The sequence below is a fragment of the Bradyrhizobium xenonodulans genome (assembly GCF_027594865.1).
Lineage (GTDB): Bacteria > Pseudomonadota > Alphaproteobacteria > Rhizobiales > Xanthobacteraceae > Bradyrhizobium > Bradyrhizobium xenonodulans.
Genome location: NZ_CP089391.1, coordinates 1,108,781 through 1,122,362, shown reverse-complemented (window position 1 = coordinate 1,122,362; position 13,582 = coordinate 1,108,781). Strand labels below are relative to the sequence as shown.

Sequence of the window (13,582 nt, the reverse complement as noted above, 5' to 3'; positions counted from 1 at the left end):
CTTCCAAATCGGGTTGCATGCTAGATTGGACGCACCCAGACCACGGCAGGAGGGAAGCATGGCCGACAACAAGGCAAAGCGGGGCGGCGCGGATCGGGCGCTGATTGCGCTCACCGAGAAGTACGAGGTCGCCTACTGGTCGAAGAAATTCAAGGTGACGCCGGCCAAGCTGAAATACGCCGTCAAGAAGGTCGGCCGCTCCGCCAAGAAGGTCGAGGCCTATATCAAGCTCCAGAAGCACCGTGCCTCCGACAAGAGCCGGATTGCGCTCAGCGAGGCCTATGAGGTCCGCTACTGGTCGAAGAAGTTCAAGATCACCCCGGCCAGGCTGAAGGCTGCCGTGGCCGCCGCCGGCCATTCCTCGAAGAAGGTCGAGGCCTATCTCGCAGCTCAGAAGGCGGCGAAGAAGAAAAAGGCCAAGAAAGCCACCAGGAAGGTCGCCAAGCGGAAGCAAGCGGCCTGAGGGGCACGCCACCTCTCTCGAAGCTCTCTTGCAACGCACACGGCCGAACGCCGGCGGTTGGGGCGCCGCCCTCGACTCCCCCTGAGATTGCACGCTAGTCTTCCTGCCATCCGCCGATTTCCGGCGGCATTGCTGCATTTGCGAGCCGGGCGGCCACAGCGGCGTCAGGCAGAAGACATTTTCAAGGGAAGCACGCGATGCGTTCGCTGTTTGCGCGGCTGCACCGGCGCTACGGGCCCAAGATTTCGGGGGCGGAGCGCCAGCGCCGGGTCAAGGACAAGCTCGCCCTTCAACCCGCCCCGCCCTCGATCCGCTCACCCACCGCGCTCCGCGCGCTGGCCGTGCGACGCCCGAAGGTCGCGATCATCGGCGGCGGCTTTGCCGGCCTGATGGCGGCCTCCGAGCTCGTCGCGCATTGCGAGGTGACGCTGTTCGAGGCGCGCGACCGCTTCGGGGGACGGGTTTTCAGCAAGACCAGGCCGAGCGGGATCGTCGAGGCCGGCGGCGAGCTGATCGGCTACAATCATCCGCTCTGGCTGCGTTACGCCAAGCAATTCGAGCTCGGCCTGTCCGTCATCACCTCGGACACCAATTTCGACGCGCTCGAGCTCGACATGCCGCTGTTTCTCGACGGCCACAAGCTGTCCGACGGCCAGATGAAGCGGGTCTATCACGAGATGGACGACGCCTTCGACAAGTTCAGCCGCTGGGCCGGAAGGGTCGACCCGCGCAAGCCCTGGCGCGCCCAGGGTGCCAGGAAACTCGACGCCAGGACGATCGCGGAGTGGATCGCCAGCCTCGACTGCTCGAAGCTCACCAGGCACGCGCTCGAAGAGCAACTCTCCAACGACGCCGGCCAGCCGACCACCCAGCAGAGCCTGCTCGCCAACCTCGCCGTCGTCGCCGGCGGGCGAATGAAGAACCAGATCGACGCCTTCTTCACCCAGACCGAAACCCTGCGCTGCTCGGAGGGCAATCAGGAGCTCGCCATTCGTCTCGCGAAAGACATCGGGTGCAAGGGTGCCCACACCCATTTGTCGACGCCGGTGCGCGCCATCCGCGTCGAGGACGAAGGCGTCACCCTGGACTTCAGTCCCTCCGGCAATGGGACCACGCGCGCCGCCTTCACCGCCGATTATGCCGTGCTCGCAATCCCTCCGAGCCTGTGGCCGGATTCGCCGAACGCCAAGATCACGATCACGCCCCACCTGCCGCACGACTATTACGTCACGATGGGGACGGCGGTGAAATATCTCAGCCCGCTGACGAAGCGCTTCTGGATCGGCGAGGGCCTCGCCCCGACGGCCATCTCGAACCAGTTCGGCGTCACCTGGGAAGGCACCGACAACCAGATTGCGCCACCCGATCACCCGGTCGAGCTCAGCCTGTTTGCAGGCGGCAATGTCGCCAAGGAAGCGCTCAAGCACTACCAGCCCGGCAACCAGACGCAGGTCGATGCGTTCTACGCGCAGCAGATCGGCGGCGTCTACAAGGGCTATGTCAAGCATCTGGCCGGTGGGCCCGAGTTCATGGCCTGGCCGCGCGACGAATGGACCGCCGCCGGCTATTCCTGCCCCGCTCCCGGCGAGGTGTGCCGCGCCGGGCCGCTGCTGGCCAAGGGGTTTGAAGGCCGCCTGTTCTTTGCCGGCGAGCACACGTGTTTCGCCTATTTCGGCTACATGGAAGGCGCGCTCCAGTCCGGCCAGACGGCGGCGGCTACGATCATCAAGGCCATCGACCGGCAGGCTGGCGCGCATCGCCCTGCCCGGAACGGCAATTCTGTCGTAGGCTTGGGACGCGTTGCGGCGTCGAAGCCGTGACGGGCGGGAGTTAGGCGAATGAAATTCACGACAATGACATTCGAGACCATGACATTTGCGAAATGGGCTTGCATGGCATCAGCCATCGTTGTCGGTAGCGCATCCAATATTGCCGTCGCCTCCGGCGCCACGCCCGCAAAGGTCTCTGGCTCGACGGCGCTGGCGCTCGCGGGCGTGATCGCGCCGCTATCGCCGATCCTGTCGGGCGGCGAGAAAAAGGCGGTGGCGATGCTGTTCGCCGCCAACAGCGACGTTCCCTACAAGAAGCCGATCATCGTGACTGCCGATAGGATCGTCTGCCGCACCGGCAATGTCGACATCACGGTGCGCAATTGCGAGGTCACCTTCGGCAAGACAACCAGGACCGTGAACGGCTCGACCGCCAATGAAATCTTCGCGACCGAAGTGCTCGCCGGCGTCCCGCCTGACGGAGCGGCGGGATCGAACTTCGAGAGCCTGAGCAAGCTGAGCTGCACGATCGACCCCAATGCGATCAGGCGGAAGGACGGCAGCGGGGCGGACTGCACGTTCCAGCCGGGAAATTGAACCCGCGGGGCGAAACCCGGGTGCCGTGAAATCGCCTCAAGACGATCTAACTAATAAGGCGAATTGAAAAGACAGGCCAAATGCGCGAGCCCATATGGGGCACGCAGGGCCGGCACCAACATGAAGAATTATCTCGCTTTTTTCCTAGTTCTGGGCGTGACGGCAGCCTCCGCGCACGGCCCAACGCCGGCGCGGCTGACGACGCCGACCGATCTCGTCCGCGTGGGCCTCACTGACAACGACACGACCGCCGGCGGCACTGCGCGCCTGTGCGAGCAGGTCTCGTTCTCGCGGGGGCTGCGCTACGGCGAGAGCGAGGCCAATGTGCTCGATGTCGCCACCAGCGGCGAGACCAAGGCCGATACGCCCCGGCCCGTGCTGCTGTTCGTCGCCGGCGACACCTTCACCGGCGACCGCGCCGCGCCGGACCTGTCCCGCGAGATCCAGGACCAAGCGATGTGCTTTGCCGCACGCAACGGCATGATCGGCGTGCGCATCAACTATCGCCTGGCGCCCTCGGCGACCTGGCCGATGGGTGCGACCGACGTGGCGGCGGCGCTGTCCTGGGTCCACGGCAACATCGACCTGTTCAATGGCGATGCCCGCGAGATCGTCGCGGTCGGCTACGGCGCCGGCGCCTTCCATGTCGCCACCTTGCTGGCGCATCCCGAGCTTCAGACCGATCGCGCCGATGTCGCCGCCGTCGTGCTGGTGTCCGGCATCTACCGCGCCGGCAAGGACGCCAGCGACAGCGAGAGGGCCTATCTCGGCACTGATGCCACCCAATATGACAAGCGCTCGGTCTTTCCCGGCATCCTCAACGTCGACGCGCCGATCGTGCTGGCCTGGGCCGCGAACGATCCCGCCGGCGTCGTCGCGCAGGGCGAGATCTTGAAGAAGACGCTCTGCGGCGCCGGCCACTGCCCGCGCAGCACGCTGCTGCGCAGCCGCGACGGCATCGCGGCCGCCTTTGGCCTCGACGGCTCCGGCGACAGCCTCGCCGAGCCGACACTGCTGCTGGTGCATCAGCTCGAGGCGCGCGGGTTGCCATAGCGTTGCCGGGCACAAAACTCCCAGACAGATCCGGTCCCGCTATTGCCGCCCCTATAGTCCATCACCGTCATCCTGAAGGTGGCCGCTTCTTCAGCGGCCCTCGAAGGACGACGGCCCAGCTCCCTCCGCGCAGTTGCAGCAGTGGCCGTACATCCTTCGAGGCTCGGCGCGATGCTTTGCATCGCGCCCCTTGCACCTCCAGCGACAACGGCTTTGCCGTTGCGCAGAGATGACGGGGTGAGATGCAGGCGGCCTGTCAACACGCCTGACGTTTCGTTCGGGCCGGTCATGCGCCGCATTGAAGCGGGCAAACACGCCACACGATCGCCAAACGCTTGACGTAGATCAACCCATGCTGGGACAGATCGAGCCGATCTCGTTGGGGGCCAACGTCGGGGGCCAACGTCAAGGTGTCGAGCATGCGCGTCACCGGCAGATTGCTGTTCGTTTTGATTGCCGCTCTCGCCTCGCTGGGGGCGATGTCGCAGCAGCACTCGGAGCAGCCCAATTCGGAGCAGCCGACATCCGACAATGAAATCCGGATCGGCAACGTCATGCCCTATTCGGGGCCGCTGTCGGAATTCGGCGCCATCGGCCAGGCCGAGGCCGCCTATTTCGACATGATCAACGCGCGCGGCGGCATCAATGGCCGCAAGATCCGCTTCATCTCGCGCGACGACAATTCCGATCCCACGACAGCGCTGGAGCTGACGCGCAACCTGGTCGAGAAGGACGACGTGCATCTGATGTTCGGCTCGTTCGGCACGCCCGGCAATCTCGCCGCGCGCTGGTATCTGAACGAAAAGAAGATCCCACAGCTTTTCGTCGCCTCCGGCGACGAGGAGCTGAGCCAGGCCAGGGCATTCCCCTGGACCATGGGCTGGCAGCCGTCGATTCGGTCGGAAGGACGCATCTACGCCAACTACATCCAGGCCTATTACCCCAGGAAGAAGATCGTCGTGCTCTGGCAGAACGACCAGTTCGGGCACATGCTCTATCGGGGCATCCAGGAAGGACTTGGCGATTTGAACCGCCTGATCCTCGTCGACATCGCATTCGACATCAACGACGAGCATCTCGACGGGCACATCTCGATTCTCAAGCGCACCGGCGCCGATATCTTCGTCTTCCTCGGCGTGCCGTCGACGGCGTCCAAGGTGATCAAGCTGGCGGCGTCGCTCAATTGGCGCCCGGTCTTCATCGTCAACGATGCCTCCGCCTCGATCGCCAATGCGATGGCACCCGCAGGCCTCGAGAATTCGGCCGGCGTGATCTCGGCGGCCTTTCTAAAGGATCCGAGTGATCCCGCATGGAAGAACGATCCCGGCATGAAGGACTGGTTCGCCTTCATGGACAAGTACCATCACGTCGAGAGCACCAACAACAGCGCCGCGCTCTACGGCTACGCCGCGGCCGAGGCCCTGACGCAGGTGCTGAAGCAATGCGGCGACGACTTCTCGCGCGAGAACATCATGCGTCAGGCAGCTTCGCTGAAGGCTTATCAGCCCTCCGTCGCGCTACCCAACATCAGGATGAATACATCTCCGAACAGCTATCTGCCGATCAGGCAGATGCGGCTGGTGCAGTTCGACGGGCGGTCGTGGCAGCCCTTTGGTGATGTGATCGAGACGGCGTTCACGGAAGGTGCGGCAAGGTAAGGTGTACCAAAACGCCGCTTACAGGAGAGGTCGGCGCTCCACAGTATCGACGAAGGAGGTGCGCTCCCTCCCCCGCTTGCGGGGGAGGGCGTGCGCCTGCCTCTTGGCCACATCTGAACTCAATCAAAAGCACGTCCCCCTCACGCCGGCTTCAGCGAAGCCAGCGCGCTCTCCAGCATCGCGCGCACCCGCGCGGCGTCGCCGGACTTCACCACGGCCGGATCTAGATACAGCTCGAGGCCCGGCGCGCGCTCGGTGATGACGCCGCTACGCTCCGCGGCCGCATCGTTTAGCGCATCCACCGAATACGGAATCACCTCGCGGCTGATGCCCTTCATCGTGATCGCCGGCAGCGCGTGGGCACGGACGATGTCGCTGACCAGCGCGAAGGTCTCGTAGCTCAGCACGATGCCGCCGGGCTCGGCGATCGATTGCAGGCGCGCGGCGAGGTTCGCCTCCGCACCGATAATGGTGTAGTCCATGCGGTCGCTGCTGCCGAAATTGCCGACATTGCAGTAGCCGGAGTTGATGCCCATGCGCGAGCGGAACGGCTGCTCGATGCCGGACGCCCGCCACTTCGCGTTGAGCTCGGCAAGACGCTGCTGCATGCGCCAGGCCATCTGGAGACAGGCTTGCGCATCGGCGCGATCGCCCTTGGTCTCGGGATCGCCGAAGAAGATCAGCATGGCGTCGCCGATGAACTTGTCGATGGTACCGCCATATTCGTGGGCGATCGCCGACATCTCAGTGAAATATTCGTTGAGGAGCTGGGTCAGTTGCTCCGGCTGGAGCCGCTCCGCCGTCGCCGTAAAATTCTGGATGTCGGAGAAGAAGATGGTGAGCTTCTTGCGCTCGGTGTGGATGGTGACGTCCTTCTGGCCGCTGAAAATGCTCTTGTAGACCTGCGGCGGGATGTAGCGCGAGATCTTCATCGACAGCGAGGCGAGGAAGTCATTGGCGGATTCGAGCTCCTTGTTCATGCCCTTGATGCGGCTCGCTTGGCGGCGCTGCAGCGACAGGAACGACAGGCCGCTGCCCGCCGCAATCAGGAAATAGGCCAGCAGGAATTTGAACGAGAAGATGTTGGCGGCGATCGGCTGGGCGATGATCACCTCCTGGATGCCCCTGATATCGCCGACCTTCCAGTCCTTCTTCGGGCTTTCGGGGTGGCTGTTGTGGCAGCTCACGCAGGCCGGGCCCATCGTCACGGGCGCGACCAGACGGACCTTGTCGTTGAACAGCGAGGTCTCGGTCTCGACGATCTTCTGCTCGGGATCCTTCCGAAGCGCATCGAGCGCGTCCTTCTCGAACTTGTCGAGCTGGTGCGGGGCGCGGTTCTGGAACGGGAAGTCCGAGACGAAGCGATAGGTGATGTTCTCCTGCTGCGCGCCGATCACCCGGCCGAGTTCCAGCGACAGCGTCGCCGGGATCGGGATCGCGCCGGGGACGGATTCGTAATTGTGCACGACCTTTGTCGTGCCATTGGGGTTGGCCAGCACGCGCCCGACCACGTTGGAGGCGTAATAGCTTCGCACGCTGGTGATGACCGAGTTGAGATCGACCGCCTGCCGGCGCAGCGCCGTCTTGCTGAGCTCGGTCAGGTCCAGCCACACCGCGAGCGGCAGAGCGAGCAGGAGGAAAGCGATCACGGCACCCGTGAGGAGGCCGCTCTTGCGCTGTTCTTCGGAGATCTCTTGTTTCACTCTGTGGCTCCGTTGTGTGCGATTTGTCGCAAATCTCTCGGGATTTGCGGCAAAGCAGGCGGCGGCACAGAGCCCATAAACGCGGGCGGCGCGCAACCCCATTTTATGGTGGTCGTGCCAAGCGCCTTTTCGTTTCATCACGGATGCTTAAGATCGGCAACGAGCTGCATCAGCGCCCCGGGAGATCCGCCGAATGACCGAGACCATCCGCATCAAGCGCTTCCATGCGCGCTCCGTAATCGTGCCGATGAATTTGCCGCTCAAAACTTCCACCGGGGCGGTCGCAAAGGCGCCGCTGGTGCTGATCGATTGCGAGACCGACCAGGGCGCCGTCGGACATGCCTATCTGTTCTCGATCACGCCTTCGGTCCTGAAGCCGCTGACCGCGATGGTCACGGAAATGTCAGAGCTGCTCAAAGGCGACGAGCTGCTGCCGTTCGAGATCGAGCGCAAGCTGACCCAGCGGTTCACCCTGCTCGGCCTCGCCGGCCTGCAGCGGCTGGCGCAATCCGGCATCGACATGGCGGCATGGGACGCGCTGGCGCGCAGCAAAGGCCTGCCGCTGGCGCGCCTGCTCGGCGGCGCGCCGAAGCCGGTCAGGGCCTACAATTCGAAGGGGCTTGGCATCATGCCGGCGGCCGCAGCAGTGGACGAGGCCCACAAGCTGCTGGCCGAGGGCTTTCACGCCGCCAAGATCCGCGTCGGCCGGCCCGACGCGCGGGAGGACCTCGCCGTCGTGCGCGCGGTGCGCAAGGCCGTCGGCGATGAGGTCACGCTGATGTGCGATTACAATCAGGCGCTGACGGTGACGGACGCCATCCGCCGCGGCGAGATGCTCGATGACGAGGGGCTGAGCTGGATCGAGGAGCCGATCCGCCACGACGACTATGCCGGCTGCGCCCGCATTGCGGATGCACTGCGCACGCCGGTCCAGATCGGCGAGAACTTTGACAGCGCCTTCTCGATGCAGACCGCGCTCTCCGCGGAAGCCTGCGACTACGTGATGCCCGACGTGCAGCGCATCGGCGGCGTCACCGGCTGGCTGCGCGCCGCCGCGCTCGCGCACGCTGCCGGCATCGAGATGTCGACGCACCTGTTCTCGGAAGTCAGCGCGCATCTGCTCTGCGTGACGCCGACCGCGCACTGGCTGGAATATGTCGACTGGGCCGACGCCGTGCTGTCGACGCGGTTGAAGATCAAGGACGGCTTTGCGCTGCCGGGCGAAGAGCCCGGGAACGGGATTGGGTGGGACGAGGGGGCGGTCGCAAAATATCTCGTCGCATGAGGCCGCCGGTCGCGGCGTCGATCACCGATCGGTAGGCCTATGACCGAACAGCAGCAATCATGCTCAGCTCGACCGGAGCCCCTCGCGGCAACTCGGCGACGCCGACGGACGTACGCGTGTGACGACCGCGATCGCCGAGGCGATCGATCAGCCGGTCGGAGGCACCGTTCATGACTTGCGACTGCTGGGTAAATCCAGGCGCCGAGGCGACATATCCCACGAGTTGCAGGACCTGGACGATCTTGTCCTCTCCGCCCGTTGCGTGGTTGATGGCCGAAATACAGAGATCGGCACAGAGGGCAGCAGCCTCTTGCGCGGCCGCGATGTCGACACCTGCGCCGACCTTGCCCGCGTACAGCAGATCTTCGCCGCGGCGCGGCAACTGACCGCTGACATACGCGATTCCGCCATGGATGATCACCGGCAGATAGTTGCCGCCGGGCTTGTTCACGCTGCTCATCTCGGTCACCTGGCTTCCTTCCACGTCCGGCGAAGCGACACATTTCGACGAACGCCACAAACCGGATGTCACCACGCGTTGCCGTGGTGGACGGCCGGACAATGGCAGGCGGCGAGTCACGGATCAAGGCTGGGAGGCTTTTACATGCTGAAGCCGGTGTGGATCCGGGCCGACAACACCTCGCCTCCGCGGTGAGAAAGTGCGCTGCTGCTCCACGCTCCGTCATTGCGAGAAGCTCTTGCGACGAAGCAATCCAGAACCTCTCCGCGGAAAGACTCTGGATTGCTTCGCTGCGCTCGCAATGACGGAATATGGAGCGACGACGCGACCTCACCGCAGACCCTACCACACTTCCGCGCCGGGGATTTTCTTACGCACCGCCATGCGCTGGATCCAGAGGCAGCGACGGACGGATCTGTTGGAGCGGCCGACGGCGGATATTCCTTCGCCGGCCTGAAGCAGCGGCGCCACGTTCTCGCGCAGCGTACGGCAACGTTGGAGCTCAGCCTGCCAGTCGATGATCGCGGCATCCGCGCGCGACCCCATCAGCGCCAGTGCCGCCACGGCCAGACAGCTCACTCGCATCATTCGCGTCCCCTTACCGTGATCCGCCTGCGTCGCGCCGGTCGCGCAAATCACGGCGCGACCCTGCTGATTTCCCGTTGCTGCGACTCTTTTGGCCCTGTGACATGGAACACACTTGCGGCCATCTTAAGGTTGTATGATAGCACAACGAAACCGGAGCCGGGCAGGCAAGCGCCCGAAACCCATTTTTTGACGATCTCATTTTCGAGCACGGCGTCGAAGGAGGCAATGCTTCGCTCGGTTCGCAGTGCTCGCCTATTTCGCGACCACGCACTTGCCGGGACCATAAGCTGAAAATCACGACCGATTCACGCGGATCCATTTGGCCTGTGGTCCGGCCAACGACGTAAGACCGCTCCATGTTCTCGGTGAGCATGCGCGCATGAGCGCGCGTGACCGGTTTGTCATGCCCGCTATCGGTCGGGACGCGAGGCGTAATAGCGAAGGACTCATCTGCCCGGACGGCCGGCCCGGAAGAATGTCGGCATCGACAGTTGCAGCAGCACGAGGGATCACCATGGACGAGCCCAAACCACTCACCAATGCATTTGCGAAGACCGCGAATTTCTCCATCCACCAGGTCGACAACGTGTTCAGGGATGCCGCACAGCCCGCCGCGGCGGCCGCCGCACGGGCAGCGCCTCCGCCGATCACTCTGCCACCCATCCTCGGTCCGCTGTCGGCCTTCACGGGCACGTTCACCGGGCAGGGTTTCAACACGATCTTCCGGCCCGACAGCGCGACGACGCCGACGCCGATGCCGGGGCCGGTGAACACGACCGACCCGGCCGACAACGTGCTGGAGCTCAATCTCACCGACGAGACGCTGTCATTCTCGAACAATCTCGGCTCGATTCCCAATCGCGGCACGGGGACGCAGGCGGACGCGTTCCTGAACGGCGTGCCGTATCTCCAGACCATCAACGACATCACCACCGGAACACCCGTCGGCATTCATTTCGAACCCGGCATCTGGCTAGCCGTGCCGGCCACCACCAATCCGAACGAGCCGTTCACCGTTGCGCGCATGGCGTCGATCCCGCACGGCACGACGATCACTGCGCAAGGCGCCGCGCTGCCTCCGGTCGCCGGCAAGCCGACCATCGCGGCGATCGACATCACCCCGTTCATCGGCGGCAATCCGGGCAACAAGATCCTGTTCCAGAACCAGACCGCGACCAACAACACCACGCGCCGGCTGCCGCAGGATCTGACCGCGTTGATGGCCTCCGGCAAGCTGACGCAAGCCATGATCACGGATCCGAACACGGTGCTGCGCAATCAGATCGCGCATCAGACCATCACCCAGACCATCGTCATCGAGACGTCGACGAAGCCCGGCTCGCCGCTATCAGGCGGACCCTTGCCAGCCGTTCCCGCGCCCGGGCCTCATCCTACCGCGCCGAACTTCGCGGGCGGCACGGCGAACATCGCCTTCCTCGAGGGGCAGCCCAATCCGCCGCCGGGCGGCGGGAGCGCCAACGCCAACGCATTCCAGATGGACGCGGTGTTCTGGATCGAGACGGTGGTTTACGACATCGACGTGCCGCATTTGCCACCGGGAACGCCGCCGGTGATCTTGCAGCCGCGGCAGAAGGGCAAGGTGCCGCTGGTTCCGAGCTTCGTCGCCGCGATCCCGTTCGTGCCCAACAAGGGCTTCAAGGGCGGCCATGTCAGGGTGGCGACAACGCAGATCCAGTACTCGCAGAAAGTCATGCTGGATTTCGCCGGCCTGACCTGGCCGCACGTTTCCGTCGCATCGCTCGTGCCGGCCGCGCCGGTGCCGATCCCGGACCATCTGCTGCCGCTGAGTTGAGTGGGGCAAGGACGATACGACTTGTCGGCCACCACGAATGTCGCAAACAGTTCGCCGCACCTCGTCAGGAGGTGCGGACATGCTCCGGGATCATAAAGATCGGATGGTGGCTTGCCTGGACGAAGCTCGCGGCAAAAAATCCGGTTACGCTCTTCGCGCAACGCCCGGACACGCTTCGCCCGGTAAAGTCTTGGCTGTGCCACGCGAAGCCGAAGGCGAAGCGTGGTGGGCGCGACAGGGATCGAACCTGTGACCCCTACCATGTCAAGGTAGTGCTCTCCCGCTGAGCTACGCGCCCTAAAAGTCCACTTGCGTTCGGGTCGGGTCCCTATAACGGCTCAGGGGAGCCGGTGCAAGGACGGAACGGGGCCGATTTAGGCCGCCAGCATCTTGTTCACTTCGCTGACCAATTCGCGCAGATGCACGGGCTTGGACAGCACCTTGGCGTTCTTGGGGGCGTCCGAATCCGAGTTCAGGGCGACCGCGGCGAAGCCGGTGATGAACATGATCTTGATGTCGGGGTCGAGTTCCGAAGCCCGGCGGGCGAGCTCGATGCCGTCCATCTCCGGCATCACGATGTCGGTCAGCAGCATCTCGAACGGCTCTTCCCGGAGCCGCTGATAGGCGGCCATGCCGTTGTCGTGGGACGAAACCTGAAAACCGGCGTTTTCCAGCGCCTTGACCAGGAAACGGCGCATGTCGTTGTCGTCTTCGGCGAGCAGGATCTTTGGCATGGCAGGAAACGTCAAATCCCCAGAGGATATCAGCAGAGGTCACTAAGCCCGACAGAGGGTAAATTTGGGGTGAAAATCTTAACCCCAAGCCGGCTTGCGCTGCCGGACCCTTGTGAACCCGAATGCGGCACGAATCAATCGAGCCGCATCGGCGCGTCCCCGCCTCCTTGCCCGCACGGTTAAGACATGTTCCAGCGCCAAACACATCTTTTCGCTTGGCAGAATGGTTGCGATTCCGGACAATGACGACACATAAGAGCCGCTCGACCGGCCGAATCATTCGATCCGGGGCCCGTGCCGGATCGTGCGGCGCGAAGGGATGAAGCCTGAAAAGATGACCCGGTTTGACGGCGACATGTCGCCAGCCTTCGAGATCGTGGAGCCTGCGCACTGGCGCGCGCCTGTCATCTTCAACTCGCCTCATTCCGGCTCGACCTATCCGGACGAATTCCTCGCGGCATCGCGGATCGACCTGCCGACGCTGCGGCGGTCCGAAGATTCCTTCATGGACGAGCTGATCGGCCATCTCAGCGAGCGCGGCTTTCCGACCGTGCGGGTCAACTTTCCCCGCTCCTATGTCGACGTCAATCGCGAGCCCTATGAGCTCGACCCGCGGATGTTCACCGGGCGGCTGCCGAGCTTTGCCAATACCCGCTCGATGCGGGTCGCCGGCGGCCTCGGCACCATTCCGCGCGTGGTCGGTGACGGCCAGGAGATCTACCGCGACCGCATCCTGGTCGATGACGCGCTGGCGCGGATCGAGACGCTCTACAAGCCGTATCATCGCGCGCTGCGCCGGCTGATCAACAAGGTGCACCAGATGTTCGGCACCGTGGTGCTGGTCGACTGCCACTCGATGCCCTCGGTCGGCGTCAGCAGAGACGAGCCGCGCCGGCCCGACGTCGTCATCGGCGACCGTTACGGCACGAGCTGCACGCCGCTGCTTCCGGACCGGGTCGAGGAGACCATGACGGGACTCGGCTATTCGATCGGCCGCAACAAGCCCTATGCCGGCGGCTTCATCACCGAGCATTACGGCAATCCGGCGAGCGGGCTGCACGCCGTGCAGCTCGAGCTCAACCGCGCGATCTACATGGACGAGCGGCGGCGCGAGCGCAGTCCGCGCTTTGCGCAAGTCGCGAGCGATTTCGGCGTGCTCGCCGACGTGTTGGCGACCACGATCCCGTTCGGCGATCTCGGCCCGTTCCAGGCCGCGGCGGAATAAGTTTTTTCTTCGTACGATCGTGTTGCCTGCGACGAGCGCGAGCGCGCTTTCGCTTCGCATCTTTGCGCGCGTTGAACGAAGATTGAGATGAAAAGAAAAAAGGGCCGCTTCTGATGAAGAAGCGGCCCAAGTCTAGGGAGGAAACGCCCAAGGAGGGCAGCGATAGCGCAGAGCGCTACCGCACCGCAACAATATGCGACCGCGACGCACAAAGTGCAAGAGCTTTTGAGCCGT

The 13,582-nt window shown here is 64.1% G+C and carries 12 protein-coding genes and 1 tRNA gene; 8 read left to right on the top strand and 5 right to left on the bottom strand.

Annotated features, from left to right (window positions below):
* Positions 1 to 58 precede the first annotated feature (58 nt).
* From I3J27_RS05295 to I3J27_RS05275, 5 genes are all read left to right on the top strand, one after another.
* Positions 59 to 463, top strand: a complete 405-nt coding sequence (locus tag I3J27_RS05295; protein WP_270166065.1) for a DUF3606 domain-containing protein — start codon at positions 59 to 61, stop codon at positions 461 to 463.
* A gap of 197 nt (positions 464 to 660) precedes the next feature.
* A complete protein-coding gene (locus tag I3J27_RS05290) occupies positions 661 to 2,283 on the top strand; it encodes a flavin monoamine oxidase family protein (RefSeq protein WP_270166063.1) in 1,623 nt (540 codons plus the stop codon).
* Between the two features lie 33 nt (positions 2,284 to 2,316).
* Entirely contained in the window at positions 2,317 to 2,829 is a 513-nt protein-coding gene (locus tag I3J27_RS05285; RefSeq protein WP_370691965.1) for a hypothetical protein, read from the top strand.
* Between the two features lie 120 nt (positions 2,830 to 2,949).
* Entirely contained in the window at positions 2,950 to 3,882 is a 933-nt protein-coding gene (locus I3J27_RS05280; protein WP_270166059.1) for an alpha/beta hydrolase, read from the top strand.
* Positions 3,883 to 4,301: 419 nt separating this feature from the next.
* The gene (locus I3J27_RS05275) at positions 4,302 to 5,540 is read left to right on the top strand and encodes an ABC transporter substrate-binding protein (protein ID WP_270166057.1); all 1,239 of its coding nucleotides are present in this window, start codon (positions 4,302 to 4,304) and stop codon (positions 5,538 to 5,540) included.
* 140 nt (positions 5,541 to 5,680) lie between these two features.
* Here the strand turns inward: I3J27_RS05275 and I3J27_RS05270 are convergent, their stop codons facing one another.
* The gene (locus tag I3J27_RS05270) at positions 5,681 to 7,243 is read right to left on the bottom strand and encodes an adenylate/guanylate cyclase domain-containing protein (RefSeq protein WP_270166055.1); all 1,563 of its coding nucleotides are present in this window, start codon (positions 7,241 to 7,243) and stop codon (positions 5,681 to 5,683) included.
* A 193-nt stretch (positions 7,244 to 7,436) separates the two neighbouring features.
* On the opposite strand from I3J27_RS05270, the gene I3J27_RS05265 reads away from it, so the two are divergent.
* Entirely contained in the window at positions 7,437 to 8,528 is a 1,092-nt protein-coding gene (locus tag I3J27_RS05265; protein WP_270166054.1) for an enolase C-terminal domain-like protein, read from the top strand.
* A gap of 37 nt (positions 8,529 to 8,565) precedes the next feature.
* Here I3J27_RS05265 and I3J27_RS05260 read toward each other — a convergent pair whose 3' ends face one another.
* Together I3J27_RS05260 and I3J27_RS05255 are read right to left on the bottom strand one after the other, a co-directional pair.
* Positions 8,566 to 8,988, bottom strand: a complete 423-nt coding sequence (locus I3J27_RS05260; protein ID WP_270172568.1) for a RidA family protein — start codon at positions 8,986 to 8,988, stop codon at positions 8,566 to 8,568.
* A gap of 342 nt (positions 8,989 to 9,330) precedes the next feature.
* Positions 9,331 to 9,576: a hypothetical protein gene (locus tag I3J27_RS05255; RefSeq protein WP_270166052.1), complete on the bottom strand. Its 246-nt coding sequence runs from the start codon at positions 9,574 to 9,576 to the stop codon at positions 9,331 to 9,333.
* A 514-nt stretch (positions 9,577 to 10,090) separates the two neighbouring features.
* On the opposite strand from I3J27_RS05255, the gene I3J27_RS05250 reads away from it, so the two are divergent.
* Complete coding sequence (locus I3J27_RS05250; protein ID WP_270166050.1) at positions 10,091 to 11,389, top strand: heme-binding protein; 1,299 nt, start codon at positions 10,091 to 10,093, stop codon at positions 11,387 to 11,389.
* Between the two features lie 223 nt (positions 11,390 to 11,612).
* On the opposite strand, the gene I3J27_RS05245 is transcribed toward I3J27_RS05250, so the two are convergent.
* Together I3J27_RS05245 and cpdR are read right to left on the bottom strand one after the other, a co-directional pair.
* Positions 11,613 to 11,687, bottom strand: a tRNA-Val gene (locus tag I3J27_RS05245).
* 76 nt (positions 11,688 to 11,763) lie between these two features.
* Complete coding sequence (gene cpdR / locus I3J27_RS05240; protein ID WP_007597092.1) at positions 11,764 to 12,123, bottom strand: cell cycle two-component system response regulator CpdR; 360 nt, start codon at positions 12,121 to 12,123, stop codon at positions 11,764 to 11,766.
* 334 nt (positions 12,124 to 12,457) lie between these two features.
* Here cpdR and I3J27_RS05235 point away from each other — a divergent pair, with 334 nt between their 5' ends.
* On the top strand, positions 12,458 to 13,348 hold the full coding sequence (locus I3J27_RS05235) for an N-formylglutamate amidohydrolase (RefSeq protein WP_270166029.1): 891 nt from the start codon (positions 12,458 to 12,460) through the stop codon (positions 13,346 to 13,348).
* Positions 13,349 to 13,582 lie beyond the last annotated feature (234 nt).

Bases quoted from the DNA above. Each gene is read 5' to 3' on its own strand.
- I3J27_RS05295 (WP_270166065.1), top strand. From the start codon at position 59: ATGGCCGACAACAAGGCAAAGCGGGGCGGCGCGGATCGGGCGCTGATT.
- I3J27_RS05290 (WP_270166063.1), top strand. From the start codon at position 661: ATGCGTTCGCTGTTTGCGCGGCTGCACCGGCGCTACGGGCCCAAGATT.
- I3J27_RS05285 (WP_370691965.1), top strand. From the start codon at position 2,317: ATGACATTCGAGACCATGACATTTGCGAAATGGGCTTGCATGGCATCA.
- I3J27_RS05280 (WP_270166059.1), top strand. From the start codon at position 2,950: ATGAAGAATTATCTCGCTTTTTTCCTAGTTCTGGGCGTGACGGCAGCC.
- I3J27_RS05275 (WP_270166057.1), top strand. From the start codon at position 4,302: ATGCGCGTCACCGGCAGATTGCTGTTCGTTTTGATTGCCGCTCTCGCC.
- I3J27_RS05265 (WP_270166054.1), top strand. From the start codon at position 7,437: ATGACCGAGACCATCCGCATCAAGCGCTTCCATGCGCGCTCCGTAATC.
- I3J27_RS05260 (WP_270172568.1), bottom strand. From the start codon at position 8,988: ATGAGCAGCGTGAACAAGCCCGGCGGCAACTATCTGCCGGTGATCATC.
- I3J27_RS05255 (WP_270166052.1), bottom strand. From the start codon at position 9,576: ATGATGCGAGTGAGCTGTCTGGCCGTGGCGGCACTGGCGCTGATGGGG.
- I3J27_RS05250 (WP_270166050.1), top strand. From the start codon at position 10,091: ATGGACGAGCCCAAACCACTCACCAATGCATTTGCGAAGACCGCGAAT.
- cpdR (WP_007597092.1), bottom strand. From the start codon at position 12,123: ATGCCAAAGATCCTGCTCGCCGAAGACGACAACGACATGCGCCGTTTC.
- I3J27_RS05235 (WP_270166029.1), top strand. From the start codon at position 12,458: ATGACCCGGTTTGACGGCGACATGTCGCCAGCCTTCGAGATCGTGGAG.